Origin of the sequence: Microbulbifer sp. YPW1 (genome assembly GCF_013367775.1) — a bacterium.
Lineage (GTDB): Bacteria > Pseudomonadota > Gammaproteobacteria > Pseudomonadales > Cellvibrionaceae > Microbulbifer.
Window position 1 is genome coordinate 1,135,128 of sequence record NZ_CP055157.1, and the last position, 26,064, is coordinate 1,161,191.

Annotated in this window: 22 protein-coding genes; 13 read left to right on the forward strand and 9 right to left on the reverse strand. The window is 59.2% G+C overall.

Annotation, left to right across the window (positions count from 1 at the left end; translation table 11 throughout):
* Window positions 1-132 precede the first annotated feature (132 nt).
* The 4 genes from HUW35_RS04850 to panC all read right to left on the reverse strand — a co-directional run bounded on the left by HUW35_RS04850 (window position 133) and on the right by panC (window position 4,632).
* A complete protein-coding gene (locus HUW35_RS04850) occupies window positions 133-2,355 on the reverse strand; it encodes a TonB-dependent receptor (protein ID WP_181254501.1) in 2,223 nt (740 codons plus the stop codon).
* 132 nt (window positions 2,356-2,487) lie between these two features.
* Window positions 2,488-3,183, reverse strand: coding sequence for a Crp/Fnr family transcriptional regulator (locus HUW35_RS04855; protein ID WP_181254502.1), 696 nt, complete (start codon window positions 3,181-3,183; stop codon window positions 2,488-2,490).
* Window positions 3,184-3,384: 201 nt separating this feature from the next.
* A complete protein-coding gene (gene panD / locus HUW35_RS04860; RefSeq protein ID WP_181254503.1) occupies window positions 3,385-3,771 on the reverse strand; it encodes an aspartate 1-decarboxylase in 387 nt (128 codons plus the stop codon).
* A 12-nt stretch (window positions 3,772-3,783) separates the two neighbouring features.
* On the reverse strand, window positions 3,784-4,632 hold the full coding sequence (gene panC / locus HUW35_RS04865; protein ID WP_181254504.1) for a pantoate--beta-alanine ligase: 849 nt from the start codon (window positions 4,630-4,632) through the stop codon (window positions 3,784-3,786).
* A 238-nt stretch (window positions 4,633-4,870) separates the two neighbouring features.
* Here panC and HUW35_RS04870 point away from each other — a divergent pair, with 238 nt between their 5' ends.
* From HUW35_RS04870 to HUW35_RS04895, 6 genes are all read left to right on the forward strand, one after another.
* Window positions 4,871-5,617 carry a DUF6515 family protein gene (locus tag HUW35_RS04870; protein WP_181254505.1) on the forward strand — a complete coding sequence of 249 codons (747 nt, stop codon included), beginning with the start codon at window positions 4,871-4,873 and terminating at the stop codon, window positions 5,615-5,617.
* A gap of 394 nt (window positions 5,618-6,011) precedes the next feature.
* A complete protein-coding gene (gene speA / locus HUW35_RS04875) occupies window positions 6,012-7,934 on the forward strand; it encodes a biosynthetic arginine decarboxylase (RefSeq protein ID WP_181254506.1) in 1,923 nt (640 codons plus the stop codon).
* Between the two features lie 39 nt (window positions 7,935-7,973).
* Entirely contained in the window at window positions 7,974-9,167 is a 1,194-nt protein-coding gene (locus HUW35_RS04880) for a saccharopine dehydrogenase family protein (protein ID WP_181254507.1), read from the forward strand.
* Between the two features lie 64 nt (window positions 9,168-9,231).
* Complete coding sequence (gene nspC, locus HUW35_RS04885; RefSeq protein ID WP_181254508.1) at window positions 9,232-10,425, forward strand: carboxynorspermidine decarboxylase; 1,194 nt, start codon at window positions 9,232-9,234, stop codon at window positions 10,423-10,425.
* A 290-nt stretch (window positions 10,426-10,715) separates the two neighbouring features.
* A complete protein-coding gene (gene speB, locus HUW35_RS04890; protein ID WP_181254509.1) occupies window positions 10,716-11,594 on the forward strand; it encodes an agmatinase in 879 nt (292 codons plus the stop codon).
* A gap of 189 nt (window positions 11,595-11,783) precedes the next feature.
* Complete coding sequence (locus HUW35_RS04895; RefSeq protein ID WP_181254510.1) at window positions 11,784-12,446, forward strand: DUF6515 family protein; 663 nt, start codon at window positions 11,784-11,786, stop codon at window positions 12,444-12,446.
* Between the two features lie 17 nt (window positions 12,447-12,463).
* Here HUW35_RS04895 and HUW35_RS04900 read toward each other — a convergent pair whose 3' ends face one another.
* Entirely contained in the window at window positions 12,464-13,570 is a 1,107-nt protein-coding gene (locus HUW35_RS04900) for a winged helix-turn-helix domain-containing protein (RefSeq protein ID WP_181254511.1), read from the reverse strand.
* Between the two features lie 135 nt (window positions 13,571-13,705).
* Between HUW35_RS04900 and HUW35_RS04905 the strand changes: the two genes are divergently transcribed.
* Entirely contained in the window at window positions 13,706-14,521 is an 816-nt protein-coding gene (locus tag HUW35_RS04905) for a cyclase family protein (RefSeq protein ID WP_255463502.1), read from the forward strand.
* Window positions 14,522-14,564: 43 nt separating this feature from the next.
* On the opposite strand, the gene bioC is transcribed toward HUW35_RS04905, so the two are convergent.
* The 3 genes from bioC to bioB are packed head-to-tail and all read right to left on the reverse strand — an operon-like array spanning window position 14,565 to window position 18,421.
* Window positions 14,565-16,139, reverse strand: coding sequence for a malonyl-ACP O-methyltransferase BioC (gene bioC / locus HUW35_RS04910; RefSeq protein WP_181254512.1), 1,575 nt, complete (start codon window positions 16,137-16,139; stop codon window positions 14,565-14,567).
* Complete coding sequence (gene bioF, locus HUW35_RS04915; protein WP_181254513.1) at window positions 16,136-17,338, reverse strand: 8-amino-7-oxononanoate synthase; 1,203 nt, start codon at window positions 17,336-17,338, stop codon at window positions 16,136-16,138. The genes bioC and bioF overlap by 4 nt, the downstream gene beginning before the upstream one ends.
* 15 nt (window positions 17,339-17,353) lie before the next feature.
* A complete protein-coding gene (gene bioB / locus HUW35_RS04920; RefSeq protein WP_181255543.1) occupies window positions 17,354-18,421 on the reverse strand; it encodes a biotin synthase BioB in 1,068 nt (355 codons plus the stop codon).
* Between the two features lie 225 nt (window positions 18,422-18,646).
* Here bioB and HUW35_RS04925 point away from each other — a divergent pair, with 225 nt between their 5' ends.
* Window positions 18,647-19,354: a ComF family protein gene (locus HUW35_RS04925; protein ID WP_181254514.1), complete on the forward strand. Its 708-nt coding sequence runs from the start codon at window positions 18,647-18,649 to the stop codon at window positions 19,352-19,354.
* A 198-nt stretch (window positions 19,355-19,552) separates the two neighbouring features.
* Entirely contained in the window at window positions 19,553-20,698 is a 1,146-nt protein-coding gene (locus HUW35_RS04930) for a beta-ketoacyl-ACP synthase III (RefSeq protein WP_219932650.1), read from the forward strand.
* A gap of 28 nt (window positions 20,699-20,726) precedes the next feature.
* Here the strand turns inward: HUW35_RS04930 and HUW35_RS04935 are convergent, their stop codons facing one another.
* Entirely contained in the window at window positions 20,727-22,580 is a 1,854-nt protein-coding gene (locus HUW35_RS04935; RefSeq protein ID WP_181254515.1) for a winged helix-turn-helix domain-containing protein, read from the reverse strand.
* A gap of 201 nt (window positions 22,581-22,781) precedes the next feature.
* Between HUW35_RS04935 and HUW35_RS04940 the strand changes: the two genes are divergently transcribed.
* The 4 genes from HUW35_RS04940 to HUW35_RS04955 all read left to right on the forward strand — a co-directional run bounded on the left by HUW35_RS04940 (window position 22,782) and on the right by HUW35_RS04955 (window position 26,040).
* A complete protein-coding gene (locus HUW35_RS04940; protein ID WP_181254516.1) occupies window positions 22,782-23,120 on the forward strand; it encodes a DUF4242 domain-containing protein in 339 nt (112 codons plus the stop codon).
* 162 nt (window positions 23,121-23,282) lie between these two features.
* Complete coding sequence (locus HUW35_RS04945) at window positions 23,283-24,269, forward strand: serine/threonine protein kinase (RefSeq protein WP_181254517.1); 987 nt, start codon at window positions 23,283-23,285, stop codon at window positions 24,267-24,269.
* A 25-nt stretch (window positions 24,270-24,294) separates the two neighbouring features.
* The gene (gene cysE, locus HUW35_RS04950) at window positions 24,295-25,113 is read left to right on the forward strand and encodes a serine O-acetyltransferase (RefSeq protein ID WP_181254518.1); all 819 of its coding nucleotides are present in this window, start codon (window positions 24,295-24,297) and stop codon (window positions 25,111-25,113) included.
* Window positions 25,114-25,176: 63 nt separating this feature from the next.
* On the forward strand, window positions 25,177-26,040 hold the full coding sequence (locus HUW35_RS04955; protein ID WP_181254519.1) for a GNAT family N-acetyltransferase: 864 nt from the start codon (window positions 25,177-25,179) through the stop codon (window positions 26,038-26,040).
* The last annotated feature ends 24 nt before the right edge of the window (window positions 26,041-26,064 follow it).

The following is a 26,064-nucleotide window of genomic DNA, read 5'->3' on the forward strand; positions in this document are numbered from 1 at the left end:
ATAGCCATAAGTAAGTTATGTATTTCTGGTGGTGTTCAACGCTGGTAATAAAAGGGCCGTTGATCTGGCATAGATCAACAGCCCTTTTCCGTTTAGTCGCCACGCGCAGCGTCGATTTAAAAGCGGTACTTTTTAAAAGCGATACTTCGCTTCCACACCATAGGTTCTCGGCATCGCGTAACCGGCCACATAGGTGCCGAGGAAATCGCGGAAGCTGTAATTCATGTGATCACTGTCCGCAAGGTTGCGGCCCCACAGGTACACTTCCCACTTATCGGCATCGTCCAGCAGGCCAACACGCGCATTGATCAGGTCGAAGCTCTCCATACGATCGAATTCGACATCCACTACGCCGTTGCTGAAACCGTCGTTATTGCTGGGGTTGATGTAGCGCTCCGAGGTATAGCTGTAATCGGTGCGCAACAGCACAGTTGCCGCCAGTGCAGGTACGGGTACGTAATACTGGACCCCCAGGGAAGCGGTCATCTCGGGGGCATAAGGCAGGTCGTTGCCCGTCGCGTCAGCGCCGTTATCACCGCCACCGGGGAAGTGTGTGAAGCGCGCATCCAGCAGGCCCAGCGCAGCGGTCAGCTGCAGGTTGTCGGTCGCCACATAGGTGGCCTCCAGTTCTGCGCCCTTGCTCTCTACCTCTGCCGCGTTGGTAATCGTCAACGCGGTGCCACCGCCACCCAGCTCGATGTACTGGTTTACCTGATAGTCATCAAAGGTGGAGTGGAACAGCGCCGCATTCAGTCGCAGGCGACGATCGAGCAGTTCTGCCTTGTAGCCCAGCTCGTAGCTCAGCACCGACTCGGTATCGAACTCGATATCCTCAGGGCTCCCGGTAAACTGATTGGCGTTGATAAAATCGAGGTTGTAGCCGCCGCTCTTGATGCCGGTTGAGGCGCGGGTGTAGATAAAGTTGTTGTCATCCAGCGAGTAATTCAGGCTGATGGTTGGGGAGAAATCCCGGTCACTGCGAGAATCCTTTACCTCGCCTGTAGCAATATTGAAGACACCGGATGCGCTGCCATCGATTGCCCAGTCGACGTCTTTAGTCTCCAGGGAATAGCGGACACCAAAGCCCAGGTTCAGGCGGTCGGTGAGGTCATAGTTACCATTGGCAAATACAGCGAAACTTTCCGTATCGACGGTTCCGCCGTAGGCAACTGCGGTAGACAACGGGGTTAATCCCAGCATGCCCGCATGCTCCCCGGCCAGCGCATAGCGCTCGGTGTCACTATCCTGGGCAAAGTAGTAAAAGCCCACTACGTAGGACAGCGCCGAATCCGCCGGTGAGGTCAGCTGAAACTCCTGGGTAATCTGGTCGTAGGTGTCGTGATAAGCAGTGTTCACCAGGTCCAGCTCGGTGAAATCCACATCGGTCCCGTAGACCATATCGGTGCTGCGAAAGGCGGTAATCGACTTGAGGGAAAAACCGTTGTCCATGTCGTAATCGACTGTCGCCGACGTGCCCCAGAGTTCTTTGTCCTCTGGAACGGTGCGGTTCTGGTACATCTCGTATTTGTCGTTGCCCTCAACGGGATAGCCCGAAGCAAACACGTAGGTAACCGGCTCGCCATTGAATCCCCAGCGATCCTGGGTCATGTAATCGGCGGCGAGGTTGAGCGTCAGGTTATCGGCAAGGTCCGAGCGCAACATAACGCGCCCGGAAGTGGCATCACGGCCATTGACTTCGTCACCGTTGTACAGGTTTTTAATGTAGCCATCGCGGTCTGTCTTGTTCAGACTGAGTGACAGGGCGGTGTCATCGGTCAATGGCATATTGCCGCGCAGCTGTACTTCGCGGTTATTGAAGTTACCGATATTGATACCGAGATCCAGCGCCTTTTCATTGCCCGGTTTGCGGGAAATCAGGTTCACGGCGCCGGCCACGGTGTTTTTCCCAAACAGGGTGCCCTGCGGGCCGCGCAGAACTTCCACTCGCTCCAGGTCGAGCAGTCCCTGGTTGACCGCCGGCGATTGCCCCAGATAAATGCCATCCAGGTATACCCCCACACGCGTATCGAAACCGATGTTGCGGCTGTTGGCGCCGACACCGCGAATGGTTATGCGGGAAGAGAAGTCACTGTCCTGGCTAATCTGGACATTGGGGGCCATCTCACCGAGGTCTTTAACCTCCTTGATACCGCTCTGCTCCAGGGCATTGGCGCTCAGTGCGGCAATGGAAATTGGCACTTCCAGCGCGCGCTCCTGGCGCTTTTGTGCGGTGACCGTGACTTCCTCGAGTGCCGCATTCTGCGCGACCGACGACAGTGACGGAATCAGTGTGGCGCCGCCAATCGCCAATGCCAGCAGGCGAGGAGACGGGGAAATAGCTAAACGGGTTTTCATCGGCACTTTCTCTCAGCTAATTTATTGTTATCTGTAGAATTTTGTCAGGGCGCAGCCCGACAATGTGCTCGATGCTAATACGCCGGTTCCGGGCGTAACTGTCCCAATTCGGACACTCCAGAAAGATCCACCTCAGCTCGTGGACAGCAGGTTCTCCAGGGCCTCGCAATCATGGATGGTTAAGCTGCCGTAACCCAGGCTGACCCAGCCGGCCTTCTCCCAGATTTTCAGCTCCTGGTTAATCCGCTGCCGCGTTGTGCCGGCCAGCAGCGCCAGTTCCTCCTGGGAGACACTCAGGGTGACGCCCGCAACACCGACACGGTACTCACTGTAGCCGGTAGCCAGGTCCAGAAGCCGTAAGGCCAGTCGCTCCGGTAGTGAACGTATCAGGCTGGCCTCAAGCATACGCAGCGCACTGCGATAGCGCTTGCACACCTGATTCATAAAGTGACTGTATAGCTGCGGCTGGGCATCCAGTAACCCCTGGAACTTGTCCCGGGGAATAAACAGCAGCTGGGCATTCCCCCTGGCCACTGCGTCACTGGGCCTGGGGTGGTCATCGAAGACCGAAATCTCCCCCAGCCAGCTGCCCTTCTCCAGAATCCCCAGTACCGCGCACTTGCCCTCTTTGCTGTTGATTTCCGCCACGACCGCGCCCTGCAAAATCGCATACAGGCCGTCGGCCTCATCGCCCTTGCTATACAGGTACTGGCCGTCCGTATAGCTCTTTAGTTTGGCGTCAGAAATCATCTGCTCAATCACTTGGTCCGGCAGGTCCTGGAACCAGTGACTATCCAGCAAGATTTGTTTTACGGCTTCGCGGTCCACAAACTGCGCTCCATTGGTATTGAGGTGTTCTATCTTACCGTCGCTTGCGACAAAACTGCCGGGATAGCGATACCTGCACTGAATTGGCTGCAACGGTCACGTTTCGGTATGGCGAATCAGGTTGCCTGGAAAACAGTGGACTGGGCATTTGGAGCAGCGGCAGACAGCCGCCGCCCCGGAGGGTGTGGTACTCGAAGGCGATCAGGCTTCAGCCATCTGCACCGGAATGGAATTGGTACTGCGCTCAACCCGGTTCTGTTCATCCAGGTAAACCAGCTTCGGCTTGAAGGCATCCGCCTCGGACTCGGACATCTGCGCGTAAGCCGCGATGATAATCCGGTCGCCAACCTGTACCCGCCGCGCGGCTGCCCCGTTCATGGAAATAATCCCGGAGCCGCGCTCCGCCAGAATCACATAGGTGTGAAAACGCTCGCCGTTGGAAACATTGTAGATGTCGATTTTCTCGAACTCGCGCAGCCCGGCCAGCTCGACCAGATCTTCATCAATCGCACAGGAGCCGTCATACCACAGCTCTGCCTGAGTCACCGCGGCCATGTGCAGCTTGCCTTTCAGCATCTCAATTTGCATAACGGAATCCCCTCACATACTCAAAGAAACGTTATCAATCAGACGTGCGCCGCTGGTATACATGGCGCCCAGCAGCGTGATCTCACGATCGTCGTGTGCCGCCGGCTGCAGATCCTTGCTGTTGCAGATGGAGAAGTAATCGACCTTGAAACCTGCATCCTCGATCCGCGCTTTCGCCTCATCTTCCAGCGCGGCAAAATCCCGGCGGCCATTCTCGATTTCAGTGCGCGCCCAGTTCAGTGACTGGTTGAGTATCGCCACCTTCGGACGCTCTTCCTCGGTGAGATAGCCATTGCGCGAACTCATCGCCAGACCATCGTCTTCCCGATGCACCGGTGCCGCGACAATCTCCACCGGAATACACAGGTCTTCCACCATACGGCGGATCACCGCCAGCTGCTGGAAATCCTTGATGCCGAATACCGCTTTGTCCGGCTGCACAATATTGAACAGCTTCGCCACTACCGTGGTCACGCCTTCGAAGTGCCCCGGGCGACTGGCTCCGCACAGCACGTCGGTCATAGCCGGGCACACCACACGGGTCTGCTGATCCATGCCGTTGGGGTAAATCTCACTCTCTTCAGGGTGGAACAGGAAGTCACAATTGGCGGCGCGGAGTTTGGCCATATCCTCCTGCATGGTGCGGGGATAGGTATCCCAATCCTCGTTCAGGCCGAACTGGAGACGGTTGACGAAGATAGATACGACCACCACATCGCACTGCTGCCGGGCCAGGTTAACCAGCTCGATATGTGCGGCATGGAGGTTGCCCATGGTGGGCACGAAACCGATGGTCTTGCCATCGCGGCGGGCCTGGCCCAGCGCGTCGCGCAGGCTGGCCACATGGTGAAAGACTTGCATTGCCGGGGTTCCGCCAGAGGTTTACACGGGCGGCATATTACCTCCCACCGACAGCGGGAACAAATTGCATGACTGCGGCCGAAAACATTGGTCAGATTCGGTTTTCGCGACACAGTTAACAATTCGCTCAATCCGGTTCAGGAAGGATTCAGTGTACGCAGGGCAAACTGGCTCCCATATTCACAGATAGCCCCGGCAACGGGCCTGAAAGCCGCCCCAGCGGCTGCGGAGAGCGACCATGAAAACACTGATAGCTGCCATCACCACCGCCAGCCTGCTGCTGACCGCCGGGCCGGTACTGGCGGACAGGGACGATCGCCACCACAAGAATGACCACAGCCGCAAGTTCGTTCAGCAACAGCGGGACCGCAATGAGCGGCACCACACCAAGATCCGGGACATTGAGCACAAGCGCCGGGATGACCGCAACCATCGCCAGGATCGCGCCCACGCCCGTGACGACCGCCGCCGTAACCAGAACAGGCAGGGTGACAACCGCGACCATCACCGTGGCAAAGATGATCACAAGTACCTCAAGTACGTAGGCTACGACCGCCGCTACGATAAAAACCGTCACGATCGTAAACATGATCGCAAACATGGGCGGGGACACGATCACGGTTACAGAGGTGGCAATCACGGCCATCACAGACCGCACCGTCCGCACCATCGTCCGCACAAGCACCGCTGGCGTCCGGCACACTACGGTTACGGCTATCGCTGGAAGCGCCTGCCCACAAGTTATATCAGCCTGACCTTTGGTGGCCTCGGTTACTACTTCAGCGATGGCATCTTCTACCGCCCCTACGGCGCAGGCTATGTGGTCGCCGAGGCCCCGATCGGCGCCTTTGTTCGCACCCTGCCTGGCACAGCCATGAGCGTTAGCTTCAACGGCCTGAATTATTACGTGGCCTACGACACGTACTACCGTTGGGATCATCGTCGCCGCGGATATATGGTGGTGGCCAACCCCGGATTTTTCTAACCCGCATACGCAGTAACCCGTTCTCACAGGAACCGTATTTCTCCCAACCCCAACAACCGAATGAAAATTCGGTTATTACCCCTGGCGACTCTCCGGAGTCGCTTTTTTTATTCCCGCCCTCCGCCACCTCTCTCGCCAGCTTTCCAGACACCGCTGTGCTGTCATTCCAGACATATTGGAAAATTTATGCGCCGGTACAGCGCGCATATATACACAACGCACAAAACCGAATAAAAATTTAATTTTCCCCGGTTAAAAAAGGCAAAATTTCTTTTCTATAGTTATTGCTTTCAACAAAGACTGGCCCCAACATTCGCGCCCCTGACGCACCCCGGGAACTGTTTCCGGAATACACTCTCAGAGCACCCAAGGATTTCCCAACTTAAAAGGCGCCATGAAACAACAACAGATCGAAAACTGGACCTGCGAAGACTCCGCAGAACTCTACGGCATCCGCAACTGGGGTGCCGGTTATTTCAATTTGAACCAGTCTGGTGAGATCACGGTTGAGGTAAAAAATGAAGCCGGTGATCTGCACGCTGTTTCCCTGCTGGACATTGCCCACGGCGCCACCGAGCGCGGTCTCGGCATGCCGCTGCTGGTGCGATTTGATAATTTGTTGGACGCGCAAGTGGCGCGCATTAACAATTCTTTCCGCAGCGCAATTGAGAGCAGTGGTTACAAGAACGTATTCCGCGGCGTTTTCCCGATCAAGGTGAACCAGCAGTGCCAGGTAATCGAAGAGATTGCTCGCGCCGGTCGCCAGTTCGGCCATGGCCTGGAAGCTGGCAGCAAGGCGGAGTTGATTGCGGCGCTGTCGATTCTCGACAATACCGATGCACTGATCGTCTGCAACGGCTACAAGGATGAAGAATTCATCAACCTGGGCCTGCAGGCGCAGCGCCTTGGCGTGCAGGTTTTCTTTGTGGTCGAAACCCCGTCGGAAGTGGACACCATCATCCACTGTGCCGAGCGCGAGCAGGTAGAGCCCAATATCGGTGTGCGGGTCAAGCTCGCCAGTAAAGTGGGTGGCTACTGGAACGCCACCAGCGGCGACCGCAGCATCTTTGGTCTCGGCAGTAACGACCTGATTGCGATGGTCGACAAGCTGCGCGACCACAAGATGCTGCACTGCCTGAAACTGCTGCACTACCACCTGGGCTCGCAGGTACCGAATATTCGCGACATCCGCACCGGGGTTCTCGAAGCCTGTCGCTACTACGCAGATCTGGTAGAAGAAGGCGCCGCCATGGGCTACCTGGACTTGGGTGGCGGCCTGGCAGTGGATTACGATGGCTCCAAGACCAACTACACCCACTCCAAGAACTACTCCCTCGACGAGTACTGCGTGGATGTGGTCGAGGCCATTATGGGCACCCTGGACAGCGAGGGCGTGGACCACCCGGTGATCATTACCGAGTCCGGCCGCGCCACGGTAGCCTATTCGTCGGTATTGCTGTTCAACATTCTGGACACCACCAGCTTCGAGCCCATCGAACTCGAAGAAGACAGTATTGGCGACGACGCACACCCGATGCTGAAGAATCTGCAGCACGCGTTGCAGAGTGTGACGGCGAAGAATCTGCAGGAGAGCTACAACGACGGCCTTTACTACCGCGATGAAATTCGCGCGCTGTACCTGCACGGCCAGGTAAGCCTGCGGGATCGCGCGTTGGCGGAGAACCTGTTTTTGCAGTGCGCACAGCGCATCCGCAAACTGCTGGATGAAGTGGAACAGATTCCGGTGGACCTGCAGGCGCTGCCTGAGGTGCTATCAGATATTTACTACGCGAATGTGAGTGTGTTCCAGTCGCTGCCGGATATCTGGGCAATTGATCAGCTGTTCCCGCTGCTGCCGGTGCACCGCCTGGACGAAGCGCCGACCCGCTCGGCGATCATTGCGGACATCACCTGCGACTGCGACGGCAAGATCGACCGGTTTATTGATCGACAGGACGTGCGCAAGACCTTGCCGCTGCACCCGCTGAAGGAAGGCGAAGAATATATCCTGGGCACCTTCCTGGTGGGCGCTTATCAGGAAACACTGGGAGATCTGCACAACCTGTTTGGCGATACCAATGTGGTGAGCGTGCGTATCGACGATGAGGGACACGTGGATTACAGTCGTGAAATTCACGGTGACAGCATTGCCGATGTACTGAGTTACGTGGAGTACTCACCGCAGGATCTGTTCGAGCGTTTCCGCAAGCTGGCGGAACGGGCAGTGAAGGAAAAGCGCATTACCGCGCAGCAGCGTAAGGATATTTTGCACACCTACACTGCGAGCATGAGTGGGTACACCTACTTCGAGAAATAATGTATTGGTTTCCCCAATATCAGGATCAGGGAGAAAAAAATGGCCAACGTTCTGATAGTAGGCGCCGGTGGCGTCGGTCAGGTGGTTGCACACAAGTGTGCGCAGGTTGAGGAAGTTTTCGAAAATATTACCCTCGCCAGCCGCACCAAATCGAAATGCGACAAAATCGCCGATATGCTGCCGCGCAAAATCAACACCGCGGAAGTGGATGCCGATAACGTCGGGGAAATGGTCGCGCTGATCGAAAAGGTCAAGCCGGACATGGTCATCAACGTGGCCCTGCCCTACCAGGATCTGCACATCATGGATGCCTGCCTGGAAACCGGCGTGCACTACCTGGATACCGCCAACTACGAACCGCCGGAAGAGGCCAAGTTCGAGTACAGCTGGCAGTGGGCCTACCAGGACAAGTTCGAGAAAGCGGGGCTGATGGCACTGCTGGGCAGCGGCTTTGACCCCGGTGTAACCAGTGTATTTACTGCTTATGCGAAGAAGCACCACTTTGACCGCATCAAGACCCTGGACATTCTTGACTGCAATGCCGGTGATCACGGCCTGCCGTTTGCCACCAACTTCAACCCGGAAATCAACATCCGCGAAATCACCGCGAATGGCCGTTACTGGGAAGATGGCAAATGGGTCACCACCAAGCCCATGGAAGAAAAGCGGGTATTCGAATTTCCGGAAGGTATCGGTGAAAAGGATCTGTACCTGCTGTACCACGAAGAGCTGGAATCCCTGTCCAAGCACTTCCCGGAAATCGAGCGCGCGCGCTTCTGGATGACCTTCGGCGCCAGCTATCTCAAGCATCTTGAGGTACTGCAGAATGTAGGCATGACCAGTATCGAACCGATCGAATTCCAGGGACAGGAAATTGTACCCATCCAGTTCCTGAAGGCGCTGCTGCCAGACCCGGCAAGCCTGGGCCCGCTGACCAAGGGCAAGACCTGTATCGGCAACATTATCAAGGGTGTCAAAGACGGCGAAGACAAGATTTACTATGTCTACAACATCTGCGACCACCAGGAAGCCTACAAGGAAGTCCAGTCTCAGGCCATTTCCTACACCACCGGCGTGCCCGCCATGATCGGCGCGAAGATGATGATGGAAGGCAAGTGGATGAAGCCCGGCGTGTGGAATATGGAGCAGCTGGACCCGGATCCGTTTATGGATGACCTGAACAAGTACGGCCTGCCCTGGCAGGAAACCTGGCTGGACAAGCCTTTCGTGTAACACCCATCAATCCCGGATCGCGAGATCCGGGATTTTTGCAAATATAAGAAGTGATGATTGTTAAATGGATCTGACGCCCCGCAAAGATTATTTCGGCGATTTCGACCCAAGCCGCGTTCCCACGCCCTGTTTCGTGGTGGACGAGATTGCCCTGCGCGACAATCTCGAAGTACTGGCGGATGTGCAGAAGCGCAGCGGTGCAAAAGTGCTGGCGGCGCTCAAGGCATTTTCCATGTTCAGTGTCGGTCACATCGTTGCCGAATACCTTTCCGGCACCTGTGCCAGTGGGATTAACGAGGCAAAACTCGGTTTCGAGGAGTACGGAGGAAAAGACCTCGGTAAAGAGGTCCATGTATTCAGTGCCGGTTATAAGGAACAGGAGCTGAAAGAAATCCTGGGCTTCGCACACCATGTGATTTTCAATTCATTTTCACAGTGGAAGCGTTACAAACAGACCTGTCTGGATGCGCAGAAGAAACGTCCGGAACTACGATTTGGCCTGCGTATTAATCCCGAGCACTCCGAGGGGCACACCGCAATTTACGATCCCTGCGCACCCTGTTCGCGTCTGGGTATCGTGCGCTCGCTGTTTGAAGGCGAAGACCTGACGGGTATCAGCGGCCTGCACTTTCACACCCTGTGTGAGCAGGATTTCAAACCTCTTGAACGCACGATCAAAGCAGTAGAAGAAAAGTTCGGCGACCTGATTCCACAGCTGGAGTGGATCAATTTTGGTGGTGGCCACCATATCACCCGCTGCGACTATCAGGTGGAAGAGCTTATTACCGCGGTGAAGGCGTTTTCCGAGAAACACGATGTTCAGGTGTATCTCGAGCCGGGCGAGGCGGTTGCACTCTTTTGCGGTGTACTCGTGGGCGAAGTAGTTGACCTGACATGGAACGGAAAGCAGCAGGCAATTCTGGATGTATCCGCCACCTGCCACATGCCGGACGTAATCGAGATGCCGTATCGCCCGGAGATCACCGGTGCCTCGCTACCGGAAGAGCTGCCCCATACCTATCAGCTTGGCGGGCAGAGCTGTCTGGCAGGCGACAGGATTGGCGAATACAGCTTTCCCGAGCCGCTGCATATCGGTGATCGGATTGTGTTTGAGGAAATGGCCTATTACACCATGGTCAAAACCAACACATTCAACGGGATTCCACTGCCTTCGATTGCGTTGTGGAATTCTGATAGCGACGAGCTTCGGCTCGTAAAAGAGTTTGGCTATGAGGACTTCAAGAATCGGCTTTCTTGATTCTATCTTAGCCCGCCGCCTATCGCTCGAATCGAGTCCGGTGCTTCCCCTTAACGTTTACTCCACGTACTTTGTTAGAACGCTTGCTTAAACGATTGAAACTACGAAGTACATAAATCCAATGCTAAGGCGGAGTGCCGGGTGCGGGTTTTCAGGAGCGTCGCAAACAGGATGTTTGCGCCGCAGCGCCCAGGGATGGGTTCACAGCGGTCCTGAAAACCCGCACCCGGTGCTCCGCCGCCACAGAAGGTTAACCGAGGCCACCCAGAGCCGACCTCAGAGCTAGAATCATGCATACAGAAGACCCCAACATTTTCCTCGGCTCCGAAATCGAGCAGCCCCAGCCCGAGGACGCCCTGTTCCATATTATCCCGATCCCCTACGAGGAAACCGTCTCCTACGGCGGCGGCACCGGCAAGGGGCCGTCATCCATCATCGAAGCGTCCCACCAGCTGGAAACCTTCGACAACTTCTCCACCCCCTGCGACCTCGGCATCTACACCCGGGAAGCCGTAGACGTGACCGGGCCGGCCGAACAGGTGATGGACAATATCGCCAACGCCACCCGCGAAGTGCTCACTCTGGGGAAAATGCCCGTGGGTATCGGCGGTGAACACTCCGTCACCTGGGGCATCATCAAAGGCTACCTGGATGCCGGCTATACCGACTTTGGCGTAGTGCAGATCGACGCCCACGCCGACCTGCGCGACCGTTACGAAGGGCACAAGCACAGCCACGCCAGCGTCATGCGTCTGGTGTGCGAGGCCGGCGTGCCCCTCTACCAGCTGGGTATCCGCGCCTACTGTGAAGAAGAGATGGAAGCGCGCCGCGAGTACAACGTGCGCTATATGGATGCCCACCAGCTGGTGCCCAACCAGGTACAGTCCATCCAGTTGCCGGACGACTTCCCCAGACAGGTGTTTTTTACCCTGGATATCGATGGCATGGACCCGTCGGTCTTCCCCTCCACCGGCACCCCGGTACCCGGCGGTCTCGGCTGGTACCAGACCCTCAACCTGTTCGAGTCCGTGGCAAAGCAGCGGGAAATCATCGGCTTCGACCTGTTGGAATTTGCGCCCATCGAGGGCTTCCACGCCTACGAATTTGGCGCCGCGCAGCTGCTCTACAAACTGATGGGCATCGTGCAGCGCAACCGTCACCCCGAGTAGCGGGCGGTACAGGGGAACCACGCGCCCACTCGGGCGGCCGTCCAGTTATTCACAGCGGCCCGCAGTCTGTGGATAACTGGCGCGACGAGCTGACAATTCTTAACGGTAAATCGCGGTCATTGCGTAGCGCAGATCGATGATTACGGTTATTATTTGCACAGATAGTAAGTACTCGCTCGCGGGGGATCAATGAGAAACACGGTCAAACTCCTTTTATTCAGCACAGGTCTCGCTGCACTGCTGTCCTTTGCATTTGCAGCTCCGGCTGACGCGCATTCGGGGCATCGCGGTCACCATCACGGCCACAAACCTGTATATCGCCACGGATACCGTCATGGCTACCGCCACCGTGGCTACTGGGGACCGCGCTTCCATGGGCCGCGTATCGGCATCGGCTTCACCGTACCCATTCTACCTGCCGGCTATATGACCATGGCTGTGGGTGGTAACCCGTATTACTACCACGGTGGCTATTACTACCGCCCGGCGCCCACCGGCTACGTGGTTGTGGAGGCTCCCCTGGGTGCCGCAGTACTCACCCTGCCGGCCAGTGCAGTGCGCGTGCAGATCGGCGGGTTCACCTATTACCAGTACGGCAACTCCTACTACCAGTGGCAGCCGCGGGCAAACCGCTATGTGGTGGTGCCGCCGCCGGCTAATACCGTGGTGGCGAGTGCCCCCGTGGTCGGAGCAACCCAGCCGGCCTATGCCCCCGGCCAGGTAGTCAATGAACTGCCCGCCGGCTACACCGCTGAAGTGATCAACGGCATCCAGTACTACCGCTACGGCGGCCACTACTTTATGCCCACCCAGCGCGACGGCCGTGAAGTGTACGTAGTAGTTCAGGTGTAAACGTTCAGGTATAAGACCTATACCGGCTCGGCGATCAGTCCGTGAAAGCGGGCGAAGTCGCCGAGCGCCTTGCTGAACCCTGTCTCCAGGCCGCTTGTGGGCGGCTCCCGCCAGTGCAGCGCCTTGATCCGCAATACGCCGGCAGCGCGATCCGCTTTCAAATCCACCACCCCGACAAACCGATCCCGGTAAAGAATCGGCAGACAGAAGTAGCCGAAGCGACGCTTTGCCTCGGGCACGTAGCACTCCAGCTGGTATTCAAAATCAAACAGGCGCTTCAGTCTTTTGCGCTGTAATACCACCGGATCAAATGGTGACAGCAAGCGCACCATACGCCGCGGCGTCGGCACATCCGCCTTCCGGTCCACTGCCAGGATCAACTCATCGCCAGCGGGGACAAGCTCACCGCTTTTCAGCATTGCCGCCACCGCGCTCTTTACCAGCTCCTTGTCCGGACGACGCAGGTAGTGCATTTCCTCTACCCGTCCCACACCGTGCGCACGCAGGAATCCCCGTACCAGCTGTTCGCCGTATTCCCGTTCAGTCGCGGTGGAGACCGCCACGCCAGATGGCAACAACCGTTCCGGCAGATCGAATACCTTCTGAAATCCCTCGCGGCGGCTGACCATCAGCTCGCCTTCATGGAACAACTGCTCCAGTGCCTTTTTCTCATCCGACCATGTCCACCAGCCGCCCTTGGCGCGCACGAAATCACTGGCGGTGAGCGGTCCCTCGGCGCGGATACGATCGAGCACAAAGCGGCAAAGCCGGTGATTTTTTTCAAACCAGTGTTTCTGACCTTCGCGGATTCTGTCCATGCGAACCCGCGCGAACCGGTAGTGATTCATCGGCAGGTAGGCAGCCGCGTGAGACCAGTATTCGAAGACCTGTCGCGCCTGCTCTGCATCCGCCAGCTGCGCCTCGCGGTATCCCGGCAGGCGGGTGAATAATTGATGGTGATGGGCGCGGGTGATGACCTGTATGGCGTCCAGCTGTAACGCGCCAAGATGTTCCACCAGGCCGGCCACATCTCCCGTCCAGGGGTGTTGTACCTGTTGGCGTGACAGCACCAGTGCGCGGATAAAATCCGCTGGCAGCGGCTTCGCTTTGGTATAGGCTTTCAAGTATCGAGGCTTCCGTGAATGGCGGGTTTGCGCGGAAGCCCGCCTTGCTTCCGGCGGACTACTATCCGCCGCTGGGCGCCCGGGTTCAAGCACCTGCCACCGAATACGCAGTGCGCAGAAAACAGGGAGGTTTTCATGCCTGCTTTGCCACGCCTACTGCAAACAGTGTCACTGTTAATGCTCTTGCTCGGATGGAATATCCCCGCACAGGCGCAGCCGGAACTGTTTGGCAACGGACGCTGGGTGGATCTCTCCCACGACTTTGCCGACGACACCATTTACTGGCCCACCGCGGACAAGTTTGCCAAGTCCACGGTTTTCGACGGTGAAACCGACAAGGGATATTTCTACTCCGCCTATAACCTCGCAGCAGCGGAACACGGCGGCACCCATGTGGACGCGCCGGTACATTTTGCTCGCGGCAGGCTCAGCGTGGACAAGCTGCCACTGGAACAGTTGATCGGTTCCGCAATCGTGATCCGCGTGGCGGACCGCATCGGCAAAAATCGCAATTACCTGATTTCCATTGCGGATATTGAGCGCTGGGAAAAAAAGTACGGGGAAATTCCCGCCCACAGTATCGTGCTGCTGGATACCGGTAGTGCCCGTTACTGGCCGGATCCGGTGAAATATATGGGCACCGCGGAACGGGGCGAGGCGGCAGTGGAGAAATTGCAGTTCCCCGGACTGGCCCCAGAGGCCGCAAAATTCCTTGCTGAAAAACGCAAGATCAAGGCCGTGGGGCTGGACACACCGAGCATTGATTACGGCGCTTCGCGCCTGTTCAAAACCCACCGGATACTGTTCCGGCACAATATCCCGGCGCTGGAGAATGTAGCAAACCTGGAGGCACTGCCGGACCGGGGATTTACCGTGATCGCACTGCCGATGAAGATCCGCGGTGGCAGCGGCGGTCCCACCCGCGTAGTGGCATTTTTGCCGGAAGGCTGAGCTTACTGTCAGCGCCAGCAACTGGATATAAAAGGGGAATAATTCAGGCGGGATCCGATCCCGTTGCCACGTGCAGGTTGCTGAATTCCGGCTGTGCAGCGGCGCCCATGACCGACCGGGCAAGATTGAGATACAACACCTGATAAGTCGCCGGCAGTCCCGAGTCGGTGCGTTTTGCTTCGTAGGCCTCGGTCAATTGGCGCAGGCGCGCCCGACTGAGCAAACCCTTGCCCGCAGCGCGGTTCACGTTGTGCGCGCCGATACTCTTCAGCTCCTGCATCAACGTGGATACCGTATCGAAGTGCAGTACCCGCTGCTCTATATGCAACAGGCCGCCCAACTGATTGCTCGCGCAGGCCTGTTGCCAATTACTGGCGGGCAGAAAACGGTTCACGTGCATATCCCCATCCACCGCGGACCAGCTGTCCTCAAGTTCCTGCAGTGTGCCCGGGACCAGAGTGGAAATCAGCACCCGCGCGTCGTCGGCAAGAATACGCTGTATCTCGGCAAACAGCTGCGGCAGCTTGTAGCACCACTGCAACGCGAAACTGGAAAACACCAGGTCGATACAGCCATCCTGCAGCGGTAACTGTTCTGCATCGGCCGCAATATATGCGTTGGCCTGGGGGCGGTTTTCCCGCGCGAACGCGAGCATGGCCGGCGCAATGTCCAGGGCAATGATTTCCGCATCCGGGAAGCGCTTGCGCAACAGGGCGCTGCCGTAACCGGTGCCACTACCGAGATCGAGAATTCGCTTCGGCTTACACTGCCCGTCAAAGCGATTTAGCAGCGCGCGACATACCGCGCGCTGCAAATGCGCCGCGGCGTCATAGCTGTGGGCTGCGCGCCCGAATGCCCGGGCTACCGCGGATTTATCCAGCGGGACAGATTCGCCTTCGTCGAGCACACCTTTAACCAGCGCTGCCACTTCCGCCGGGCGGCTCAGGTGCGGGCAATGCCCCGCGCCTTGCACCATGGTTACCGGACACTTCAGGTTGCGCAGCTGTTGTGCGGCGGCAGCCGGCACCAGTGCATCCTGTTCGCCGAAGATATGTAATGCGGGTATTTCCAGTGCCGGCAGCAGATGACGATTGTCGAGCTCTCCCAGACAGGTCAGCGAGCGATTCCAGCTCAGCGGAAATTCGGTGGGCTGCCAGCTTTTCAGGGTTTTCAGAAGGCCGCGCATTTCGCTATCGCCGCGCGCCTCCAGTCCGCAGAAGCGCTGCCAGTTTTTTTCCGGTTGCTGTTGCTGCGCTACACAGAAATTTTCAAATACGGCTTGCGGCATGCCGGGCCACTGGTCGCGCTCGCTGAAACTGGCGTTCGCGGCGATGGTCACTAGCGCGCGCACTTTGCGCGAGCGCGCGGCCAGTTGCACCGCCAGCATTCCGCCCAGGGACCAGCCCATTAGCAGGCAGTCTTCCGGCAACTGCGCCTCGAGCTCTGCCACAAGCTGTTCGGTCTGCGGCCACGGTTGTGCCGCGCGCACGCCGAAACCCGGCAGGTCGATACAGTGCACCGCTTGCGCCATTGTGCCCATGGCTTCAAGCAGCGGCTGCCAGCAGCGGGAGTCCCCTCCCCAGCCGTGTATCAGCGCGATATTCCGGATTGCATTCATGCGGGCAACTCCACGCTTTCGAGTGCCGCCACCAGCGCAGCCAGCAATGCATCAATCTGGGGTTCCGAGTGCGCCGCTGAAAGCGTGATCCGCAAACGCGCGGTGCCCGCCGGCACCGTGGGTGGGCGTATGGCGCCGACCAGAAACCCCGCCTGTCGCAACCGCTCCGCAACCAGCAGCACGGTCTTTTCGCAGCCGAGCACCAGCGGTTGAATTCCGCTAGTGGAGTCTTCCAGAGACAGGCCAAGTGTTGTCGCGCGCACGCGAAAATAGGCAATGCGCTCGTTCAGGGTCTGCTGCAGCGGCAGTTCCTGCATCAGTTCCAGTGCGCGCAGGCTGCCCGCCGCCACTGCCGGCGGCATGCCAGTGGTGTACACGTAGGTGCGGGCAAACTGGGCCAGGTAATCGATCAGTTCGCGGGAACCGGCAACAAAGGCGCCGCCATTGCCCGCCGACTTGCCGAGCGTGCCCATCACCACCGGCGCGGCATCCTGATCCAGCCCGGCGGCGGCAACGCTGCCGGCACAGGGGAATTGCACACTGCCCATGGCGCCAAACCCGTGGGCTTCGTCCACCATCAACCAGGCGTCGTAGGTCTCGCACAGGCCAGCCATTTCTGCGAGGGGCGCCGTGTCACCGTCCATACTGTAGACCCCGTCCACCGCGAGCAGGATTTTTCCGCCGTCACCACACTGTGAACGGGCGCGCTGCAACTGTCGCTCCAGGGCATCGAGGTCGTTGTGGGCAAAGCGCAGATACTGCGCGCCGCACAGGCGGCCGCCATCGATCAGTGATGCGTGATTCAACCGATCCTGCACCACAAAATCACCGCGCCCCACCAGGGCACCGATTACCCCCACATTGGCCATATAGCCACTGCCAAACAACAGCGCCGCTTCGCGGCCGGTGAGCTCGGCAATTTTCTGCTGCAGTTGCTGGTGGATCTCTAGGTGGCCATTCACCAGGTGGGAGGCGGTGGCACCGGCACCGAGCTCGGCGCCGCGCTGCTGCGCACGGATGACCTCCGGGTGCGCTGCGAGCCCCAGGTAGTCGTTGCTGCTGAAGGTAATCAGTTCACGGCCATCCACCACCGCGGCCGGATTGGGTGCCGCGGCGAGGATCTTGTGCTCGCGATACAGCTGCTGCGCCCGACGCTCGTCGAGGCGCTGCTGTACGTAGGATTGGAGACTCGTGGTCAAAACCGCTGACCGGGGTTACGCCTTGGCGGCGTCGTAAAAGAAGGGATCGTTCTGCTGCTCGGTGATCTGCGCCTGCAGGTCCGCCTCTACCGAAGCTTCGTCCTGGTACTGCTGGTATTCCTCCGGCTTGATACCGAGGCGCGCAAACAACTGCATGTCCTTGTTGGCTTCCGGGTTGCCGGTGGTGAGCAGTTTTTCCCCGTAAAAAATGGAGTTGGCACCGGCGAGGAATGCGAGGGATTGCATCTCGTCGTTCATGGACTCGCGACCCGCAGACAGGCGCACATGGGATTTCGGCATCATGATGCGGGCCACGGCAATACAGCGGATAAATTCAAACGGGTCCAGGTCTTCGTTTTCTGCCAGCGGAGTACCGGCCACTTTCACCAGCATATTGATGGGCACGGATTCCGGATGGTCCGGCAGGTTTGCCAGCTGCATCAACAGCCCGGCGCGATCCTTTTCTCCTTCACCCAGACCGATGATGCCACCGGCACACACCTTCATACCCGCCGCGCGTACATTGCCGAGGGTGGTCAGGCGATCTTCATAGGTACGGGTGGTAATGATCTCGCCGTAGTATTCCGGGGAGGTATCGAGGTTGTGGTTGTAGTAGTCCAGACCGGCGTCCGCCAGGTCCTTGGCCTGCTCGTCGGTGAGCATCCCCAGGGTCATACAGGTCTCCAGGCCCAGCGCCTTGACCTCTTTAACCATCTGGGTGACATAGGGCATGTCTTTTTTCTTCGGTGAGCGCCAGGCGGCGCCCATGCAGAAGCGGGTGGCGCCACCGGCCTTGGCCGCGCGGGCTTCTTCCACCACCTTTTCCACCTTCATCAGCTTTTCGCGCTCGAGACCGGTGTCGTAGCGGGCACTCTGCGGGCAGTAGGTACAATCTTCCGGGCAGGCGCCGGTCTTGATGGAGCAGAGGGTGCTCACCTGTACCCGGTTGGCGTCAAAGTGCTGGCGATGCACCTGCTGGGCAGTAAACAGCAGGTCATTGAACGGCAGCGCGAACAGGTCCAGGACCTGCTGGCGGCTCCAGTCATGGCGCACCTCGCCGTAAACGGAAGTGGCTTGGGGCATTTGCGGGTTGGCAGTCACAGGAATTACTCTCCTCGGGGGCGCGGGAACGGATTGGTTGCGGCGCCGGGATCGGTTGTACAACCGGGTTTCCATCAAGGCAGCCAGTTTAGCGGGGGCCATTTGGCTGTCAACCAACAGAACCGTTTCAGGTTTACAGGTCCCGACGACCGGGAATGGCCGCACACGGAGAAATACGTGCGGCCGGGAGAATCAGGGAGGAGAAGAATGGTCATGCGTCTGCTGGGGCAGCTTCTGGAGCGTTCGATAGATCGCCAGCTGGCGGTGTGCGTCCTGTGCCGCAGCGGCGGGGATATCGACGCCGGAATCTGCGCCCCGTGCCGCAGGGATCTACCAGCCCTTGGCCACGCCTGTGCCAGCTGTGCACTGCCCCTGCCAAATCCCGCCGATCGCCACTGCCCCCGCTGCCTGCAAAAGCCACCGCCACAATTCTCCAGCCGCACCTGCTGGTACTACGCCTACCCGGTGGCACAGCTGATCCAGCGCTTCAAATACCAGCGGGACCTGGCCGCCGGACGCACCCTTGCCGAACTGGCTGCGCAACAGCTAGATCCGGGATCGGAACGGCCAGACCTGCTGGTAGCCGTGCCACTGCACTGGCGCAAACAGCTCTCCCGGGGTTACAACCAGGCGCAACTGATCGCCGAAACCCTGGGTCACCACTGGCGTACTCCTGTGGATAACCGCGCCCTGCGCAAGGTCACTGCCACTGGCAACCAGCAGGAATTACGCCGCAGCGAGCGCCTGAAGAACCTGTCCGACAGCTTTAACGCCACTCCGGCGGTCAGCGGCCTGCATATCGGCCTGGTGGACGATGTCATCACCACCGGCGCCACCGTGGAAGTGGCCGCCCGGGCCCTGTGCTCAGCGGGGGCAATCCGCGTTAGCGTTTACGCGCTGGCCAGAACCCCCTAACACTCAGCCAATCCTCCCCGATGACCGAACGGTACTGCCGTGCCTGTTTGTAGACCGGCATGACCACTATCGGCACAATAGTCGCCCTTTTTGGCGGCTGCGCAAAAATCCACCGGCTGCTAACGTTATAAAAGAAGTCCACCTGATCCGGCCGCGCGCCTCCACAGGTGAACAGCACAGGATGATGGGATAGTGAACATGAGTGAATTCCAAATGCCCCGCGGCATCGTGATCAGCGGCACCGGACTGTGGACGCCACCGGACGCCATCAGCAATGAAGAGCTGGTACAGGCGCTCAATACCTTTGCGGAAAAGTACAACCGTGAAAACGCCGATGCGATCGAGTCCGGCGAGCTACAGGCGAAGCCCTATTCCTCCGCAGAATTTATCGAGAAAGCATCCGGTATCAAAAGCCGCTACGTAATCAGTAAAGAGGGCATCCTCGACCCAGAGCGCATGCGTCCCTATCTGCCGGAGCGCGCCGATGACGAGCTGTGCCTGCAGGCGGAGATGGGTCTGAAGGCGGCAAAACTGGCGCTGGAAAAAGCCAACAAGAAACCGGAAGACATCGACGCAGTAATCGTCGGCGCCTCCTATCTGCAGCGCGCCTATCCGGCCATCGCCATCGAGATTCAGGGCGCACTGGGTATTGACGGCTTCGCGTTTGACATGGAAGTGGCCTGCTCCTCCGCCACCTTTGCCCTGCAGCGCGCGGTGGATGCCATCAGCTCTGGCTCCGCCAAAGCGGTGCTGGTGATCAACCCGGAGCTGGCATCGCCTCAGGTGGACTTCACCGATCGCGACAGCCACTTTATTTTCGGTGATGTGGCAGTCGCCACGGTGGTGGAGCGCAGGGACACCTGCAACGCGGATAACGCCTGGGAGATTCTCGGCACCAAGGCGAAGACCGTGTTCTCCAACAATATCCGCTCCAACGTTAGCTATACCTCGCGTGCGGCAGACGTGGATCCTTTTGGCGAGGGCAAACTGTTCCGCCAGAACGGCCGCAAGGTATTCAAGGAAGTGTGCCCGATGGCGGCAGCACATCTGGAAAGCCAGGTGCAGGAACTGGGCTTCGAACCCAACGCGGTTGACCGCTGGTGGCTGCACCAGGCGAATATCAATATGAACCTGTTGATCGCGAAAAAGCTTATTGGCGACGACGCCACCCCAGAGCGGGCGCCGATCGTACTGGACGAGTACGCGAATACCGGCTGTGCCGGATCGGTGATCGCCTTCAATCTCAACAGCGACGACCTGCCGGTGGGCAGCAAGGGTGTGATCTGCTCTTTCGGCGCAGGTTACTCCATCGGCAGCCTGGCGCTGGAAAAGATCACCGTCTGAAAAGCGTAAACCTCTCGCCTCCGGCTGATCAATGGCCGGAGGCCACCTGCTCGGCGAGCGGCGTGTAGGCAGCGGTTTCGCGGAAGTCCGCCAGCTGCGGGTCCACGTTCAGAAACACCATAGAATGGGAATTCTGCGCAGCCGCCCGCTGCAGCCAATGAGCTACCGCCGACAGATCCCCGAGGGCCAGATAGGCCTTTGCCATTTCGTAGGATGGGATATACCCGTCCCCAGACTCGAGTCCGGCGAGCAGCGCGCTCGCCTCTGCGGCCTGGCCACCGAGAGCCAGCACCCGCGCCAGGGATGCCACGCCGATCGCACTCCCCTGTGAGCGGGATACATTTTCCTGCAGGGAAGCCTTGGCACCATCGAGGTCGCCCATGGCTTCCAGGGTCCAGCCGCGCCACAGATAAACCAGCTCGAAATCCGGATCCAGTTCCTGCGCCAGCGCCAGCTGTTCCAGTGCCATATCGTATTGCCCCGCGTGATACAGCACCCAGCCCAGCGCGGCATTGGCAATCAAAGACAGGGGATCGAGCTCCGTGGCCCTGCGCATTTCCCGCTCCGCCTCGCCAAAACGACCGGCGGCCACCAGCAGGTTGGCATACCATTGATGCGCCTTGGAGGAATCCGGTTTGAACGCAATCGCCTGCAGAAAATGGGATTCGGCCTGCTTCAGGTCCCAGTCGTAATACAGGGCCACGTAGCCCAGGTTGGCCTCTGCCGACGCATTGGCAGGATCCAACTGCAGTGTCCGGCGGGCTGCACCGCGCGCGCGGGTGAATGCCTCCGACGGCGCCAGGTAATCGTAGAAACCCAACACCGCGAGGGCATCCGCCAACCCCGCCCAGGCCGGCGCATAGTCAGGCGCCATGGCAATGGATTGCTCAAAATAATCCACCGCGGCAAGCAGGCCACTTTGCGAACGCTTGTGCCAGTAGAAGCGCCCCTTGAGGTAGTTATCGTAGGCCGCCGGGGGAATCCGGCTTACCGTTGCGTTGCGCTCGCCTGCGCCGTGCAACTCCCCCGCCAGTGCCCCGGCAATCTCCTGTGCGATCTCTTCCTGCACCGCAAAGATATTGGTCAGTTCCCGCTGGTAGCTGCGCGACCACAACTGATAACCATCGCGGGCATCGACCAACCGCACATTGATACGCAGCTGCTCCCCGTCCCTGCGCACACTGCCTTCCACCAGCGCATCGGTCCCCAGCCGCTGGCCGATATTGCGCGCATCCAGCTCGGTGCCGCGCAGCGCGAAGGACGAAGTCCGCGACACCACCCGCAACCCCTTGAACCCGGATAAGCGACTGAGCAGGTCGTCCGCCAGCCCGTCGCTGAAATAATCCCGCTGGTTGTTCTCGCTGGCATTCACGAATGGCATCACCGCAACGGAGCTGAGGGGTGCGCGCTCTACAGGAGGCGACAGCAAGTGAGGAAGTTGCGAATAGAGCAACAGCGACAGGCTCCCCAACAGCACGATGCACAGTCCCGCTAGGGCCAGGGGGCGGATTTGTTTGCGAGGTTGCGCGGGCGCGGTTTCCACCAGCGCCTCCATCGGCTGCGCCACGGAGATCACCGGCGCAATAAAGCGATAGCCTTTTTTCGGTACCGTCTCGATAAAGCGGGAGCTGCGTGCGGAATCATTGAGCGCCTGGCGCAACTTGCGCACCAGGGTATTGAGGTTGTCATCCAGCAAGCCACTGGTGTCTTGCGGCCAGAAGTGCTGGAACAAGGCTTCCCGGGTCATCAGTTCACCGGGGTGGGTTGCCAGCAGGACGAGGAGACGCAGCGGCAATTCCTGCACATTCACCGGCCTGCCGCGCCGGGCGAGCACAGGCTGATCGCAGTCGAGTTCAAATTCTCCGAATTGCAGCGTCGTCATACACCACCCGAACCGGGCCCTCAGGGATTTCCGCGCCCGTGGCGCGGTTCATGTGTACCGCTAAGCCTTTGATTTAACGGCATTCCCCAGTTCAGGTAAAGATCAGGCGCAATTCATTGCCGGTCGCTCACCGCACTGCTTGGATACCTCCCAGGCCACCGGCGGACCTCGGTGGTCACTCAACCAACGGAGAAAATGACCATGGGACGTTCCATTTTTACTGCCGTATTACTGCTGTGCAGCCTGGCCACTTTTGCGGCCGAAAACCACCAGTACATCATCGAGCGCACTATCCCCGGGGCACAGAAACTGACCGCGGAAGAACTCAAATCCATCTCGCAGAAATCCCGCGCAGTACTCGAATCCCTGGGGCCGGAAATCCAGTGGCAGCAGAGCTATGTCGCGGAAGACAAGTTCTACTGCGTGTACCAGGCCCCGAACAAAGAAATCATCGCCAAGCACGCCAAGCTGGGCGGTTTTCCCGCGGACAAGATCGTTGAAGTGAGTGGAATTATCGGGCCGCAGACCGCGGCGGATTGAACTCGCCTGACCGTCCCGGGGCGCCGCGCGCTCCGGGAGCCTTGCCCCCCAAGCTGTTCCAGCCCCGCCCTGTGGATATTGCCGTTTGGCGGCACCGGGCAACCGCGTTAGCATAGCGCCCCCTTATGACCAGAGCTTTGCGAAGCTTAGCGGAGCGCAGCCATGACCGAATCGTCACACCCTTACGACGCACTGACCCCGGATCGGGTAATCGACTGCGTGGAGAGTGTTGGGCTGCTGTCCGACGCCCGAATATTTCCTCTGAACAGCTACGAGAACCGCGTCTACCAGGTGGGAATTGACGAGGCGCAACCGCTGATCGCCAAGTTCTACCGCCCCGGGCGCTGGAGCGACGCGCAGATCCGCGAGGAACACCAGTTCTCGCTGGAACTGGCCGCGGCCGAGGTGCCAGTGGTCGCGCCGCTGGAAATCAACGGCGACACCCTGCACTCGGCGCACGGCTTCCGCTTTGCCCTGTTTCCCCGCCGCGGCGGGCGCCAGGTGGAGCTGGATAATTTTGATCACCTGGAACAGGTGGGCACCATGCTCGGGCGGATTCACGCCATCGGTGCGACGCGGCCTTTTCAACACCGCGCGGAACTGTCACTGCAGCGGTTTGCCATCGACAGCCGGGAGTTCATTCTCAGCGGCGACTTCCTTCCTCGGGAGAATGTAGAGGCCTACGCCACCACCACCGCGCACCTGATTGAACAGATTGCGCCGGTACTGGAGCAGGACTGGAAGCAAATCCGCCTGCACGGCGACTGCCACAGCGGCAACTTCCTGTGGCGGGACGAAACGCCGTGGTTTGTAGACCTGGACGACTGTATCAATGGCCCGGCGATCCAGGATCTGTGGATGCTGATCTCCGGTGACCGCGCGGAACAGACCGCCTATCTCGACGCGGTGGTGGAAGGCTACGAGACCTTCTACCCTTTTGATCCGGCCCAGCTGCAACTGGTGGAGCCCCTGCGCTGCCTGCGCCAGATGCACCACGCGGCCTGGCTGGCACGGCGCTGGGAGGACCCGGCATTCCCCATTGCCTTCCCCTGGTTCAATACCCCGCGCTACTGGGCGGAACATATTCTGGCCCTCCGGGAACAGCAATCAGCGCTGCAGGAGCCAACGCTCACCCTCGGCGCCGTGTGATCCACAGCAAAGGAAATTTATTCAGATGGAAAAGCTAAAGCCCCGAGTGGACCAGGACGAGCTGTGGAGTGGCATTCGCAAGGATGTGTCGGTGCAGGTGGAACGGGAACCGATTCTCGCGAGCTTCCTGCACGCGACCATTCTCAACCACAACACGCTGGAATCTGCGCTCAGCTTCCACCTCGCCAACAAACTCGACAGCCCGGTAGCCCCTGCGCTGCTGATTCGCGAAGTCATCGACGAAGCCCTGGAAGCGGATCCGGGTATCGGCGCTGCTGCCCGCGCAGACCTGGCCGCAGTAGAGCAACGCGACAGCGCCTGCCACTCCCTGTACGAACCCTTCCTGTACTTCAAGGGATTCCATGCCCTGCAAGCGTGGCGCGTCGCCCACTGGCTGTGGCAACAGAACCGCCGCTCCCTGTCCCTGTTTGTGCAGCACCGTATTTCCGTGGTGTTCGGCGTGGATATCCACCCGGCAGCGCAGCTCGGCCAGGGCATCCTGCTGGACCACGCCACCGGGATCGTGATCGGCGAGACCGCGGTGGTGGAGGACAATGTTTCCATCATGCAGTCCGTCACCCTCGGCGGCACCGGCAAGGAATCCGGCGACCGCCACCCGAAAGTGCGCTGCGGCGTATTGATCGGCGCCGGCAGCAAAATCCTCGGCAATATCGAAATCGGCCGCTGCTCACAGATCGCGTCCGGCAGCGTGGTACTGAAAGCCGTACCTGAGAAAGCGCTGGTGGCAGGCGTGCCCGCCAAGGTCATCGGCACCGCCAGCTGCGACCAGCCGGCGCTGTCCATGAACCAATGTGCCCTGTCCCAGGTGGATCGTTTGCGCTGATTCTGCTGTCACAGGTTGCGAACAATAGATACGGCCATCAACCGGCAGGACTATTCTGTAACCATGAAATACAGTCTCAGCGCGAAAAATCTCGTTTGCCGCAACCTGGAAAACAAAGCCGGGTACTGCGCAGACCTCCTGAACCCCAAACAGAGCAAGGAAATCACCGGCCTGCTGCGCACCGACAGTGGGCTGCTTAGCAGCCGCTTCAACCAGGTGGTCAGCAACTCGGTGATGCAGCCGCGTATCCTGCAGCGCTTTGTGGTGGACTACTTTGCGGAGCGGCACAGCCCCTTTTCCCTGTGGCACTGCGCCAGCAAGCCCCTAGATGACGAGGCCCTCGCCGAGCTGCACCTGATACGCAAGGCGCCGCAGATCGCCATGGCGTCGGAAGTAAAACAGCTAGCCGCGGAAGAAGTGCAACTGGAAGGGTTGGAAATCAAGGCGGTCACCACCGCGGACGGCATCCTCGCCTACGGCGACCTGATAGTTGCCATGCAGGGCAACCCGCGCGAAAACGCGCAGATCAAGAAATTCTACCAGCAGCTCTCCGAGCTCCCGGAACACAAGCACAGCCGCCTAAAACTGTTCCTCGGCGAATACCAGGGCACCCCCGTCGCCACCGGTTGCCTGTTTTCCTCCCCCGATTCCCTCGGCTTCTACGACCTCGGCACCCTGGCAGAACACCGCGGCCGCGGTATCGGCAGGGCCATGTTCCAGCATCTGGTCAACGAAGTGACCCACAGCCACCACAAGCACGTGGTGGCCCTGGTCGGCGAGGATCAACAGGATCTGTGGCTGAACGCCGGCTTCTATGCCGTGGGCGAAGTAGCCCACTACGAATTCACGCCGGAGCGCGGCAGCGCGCATATCCCGAACGGTCCAGCGGAAAACAGCGACCTGAGCGACGGCCGCAAGAGCGCATAGTCCAGATCATATAACCCAGAGCGC

Bases quoted from the DNA above. Each gene is read 5' to 3' on its own strand.
- HUW35_RS04895 (WP_181254510.1), top strand. From the start codon at position 11,784: ATGAGAAACACGGTCAAACTCCTTTTATTCAGCACAGGTCTCGCTGCA.
- panD (WP_181254503.1), bottom strand. From the start codon at position 3,771: ATGCAAATTGAGATGCTGAAAGGCAAGCTGCACATGGCCGCGGTGACT.
- speA (WP_181254506.1), top strand. From the start codon at position 6,012: ATGAAACAACAACAGATCGAAAACTGGACCTGCGAAGACTCCGCAGAA.
- HUW35_RS04850 (WP_181254501.1), bottom strand. From the start codon at position 2,355: ATGAAAACCCGTTTAGCTATTTCCCCGTCTCCTCGCCTGCTGGCATTG.
- HUW35_RS04945 (WP_181254517.1), top strand. From the start codon at position 23,283: ATGACCGAATCGTCACACCCTTACGACGCACTGACCCCGGATCGGGTA.
- cysE (WP_181254518.1), top strand. From the start codon at position 24,295: ATGGAAAAGCTAAAGCCCCGAGTGGACCAGGACGAGCTGTGGAGTGGC.
- nspC (WP_181254508.1), top strand. From the start codon at position 9,232: ATGGATCTGACGCCCCGCAAAGATTATTTCGGCGATTTCGACCCAAGC.
- HUW35_RS04930 (WP_219932650.1), top strand. From the start codon at position 19,553: ATGAGTGAATTCCAAATGCCCCGCGGCATCGTGATCAGCGGCACCGGA.
- speB (WP_181254509.1), top strand. From the start codon at position 10,716: ATGCATACAGAAGACCCCAACATTTTCCTCGGCTCCGAAATCGAGCAG.
- HUW35_RS04925 (WP_181254514.1), top strand. From the start codon at position 18,647: ATGGTCATGCGTCTGCTGGGGCAGCTTCTGGAGCGTTCGATAGATCGC.
- bioB (WP_181255543.1), bottom strand. From the start codon at position 18,421: ATGCCCCAAGCCACTTCCGTTTACGGCGAGGTGCGCCATGACTGGAGC.
- HUW35_RS04905 (WP_255463502.1), top strand. From the start codon at position 13,706: ATGCCTGCTTTGCCACGCCTACTGCAAACAGTGTCACTGTTAATGCTC.
- panC (WP_181254504.1), bottom strand. From the start codon at position 4,632: ATGCAAGTCTTTCACCATGTGGCCAGCCTGCGCGACGCGCTGGGCCAG.
- HUW35_RS04880 (WP_181254507.1), top strand. From the start codon at position 7,974: ATGGCCAACGTTCTGATAGTAGGCGCCGGTGGCGTCGGTCAGGTGGTT.
- HUW35_RS04955 (WP_181254519.1), top strand. From the start codon at position 25,177: ATGAAATACAGTCTCAGCGCGAAAAATCTCGTTTGCCGCAACCTGGAA.
- bioC (WP_181254512.1), bottom strand. From the start codon at position 16,139: ATGAATGCAATCCGGAATATCGCGCTGATACACGGCTGGGGAGGGGAC.
- HUW35_RS04870 (WP_181254505.1), top strand. From the start codon at position 4,871: ATGAAAACACTGATAGCTGCCATCACCACCGCCAGCCTGCTGCTGACC.
- HUW35_RS04935 (WP_181254515.1), bottom strand. From the start codon at position 22,580: ATGACGACGCTGCAATTCGGAGAATTTGAACTCGACTGCGATCAGCCT.
- HUW35_RS04940 (WP_181254516.1), top strand. From the start codon at position 22,782: ATGGGACGTTCCATTTTTACTGCCGTATTACTGCTGTGCAGCCTGGCC.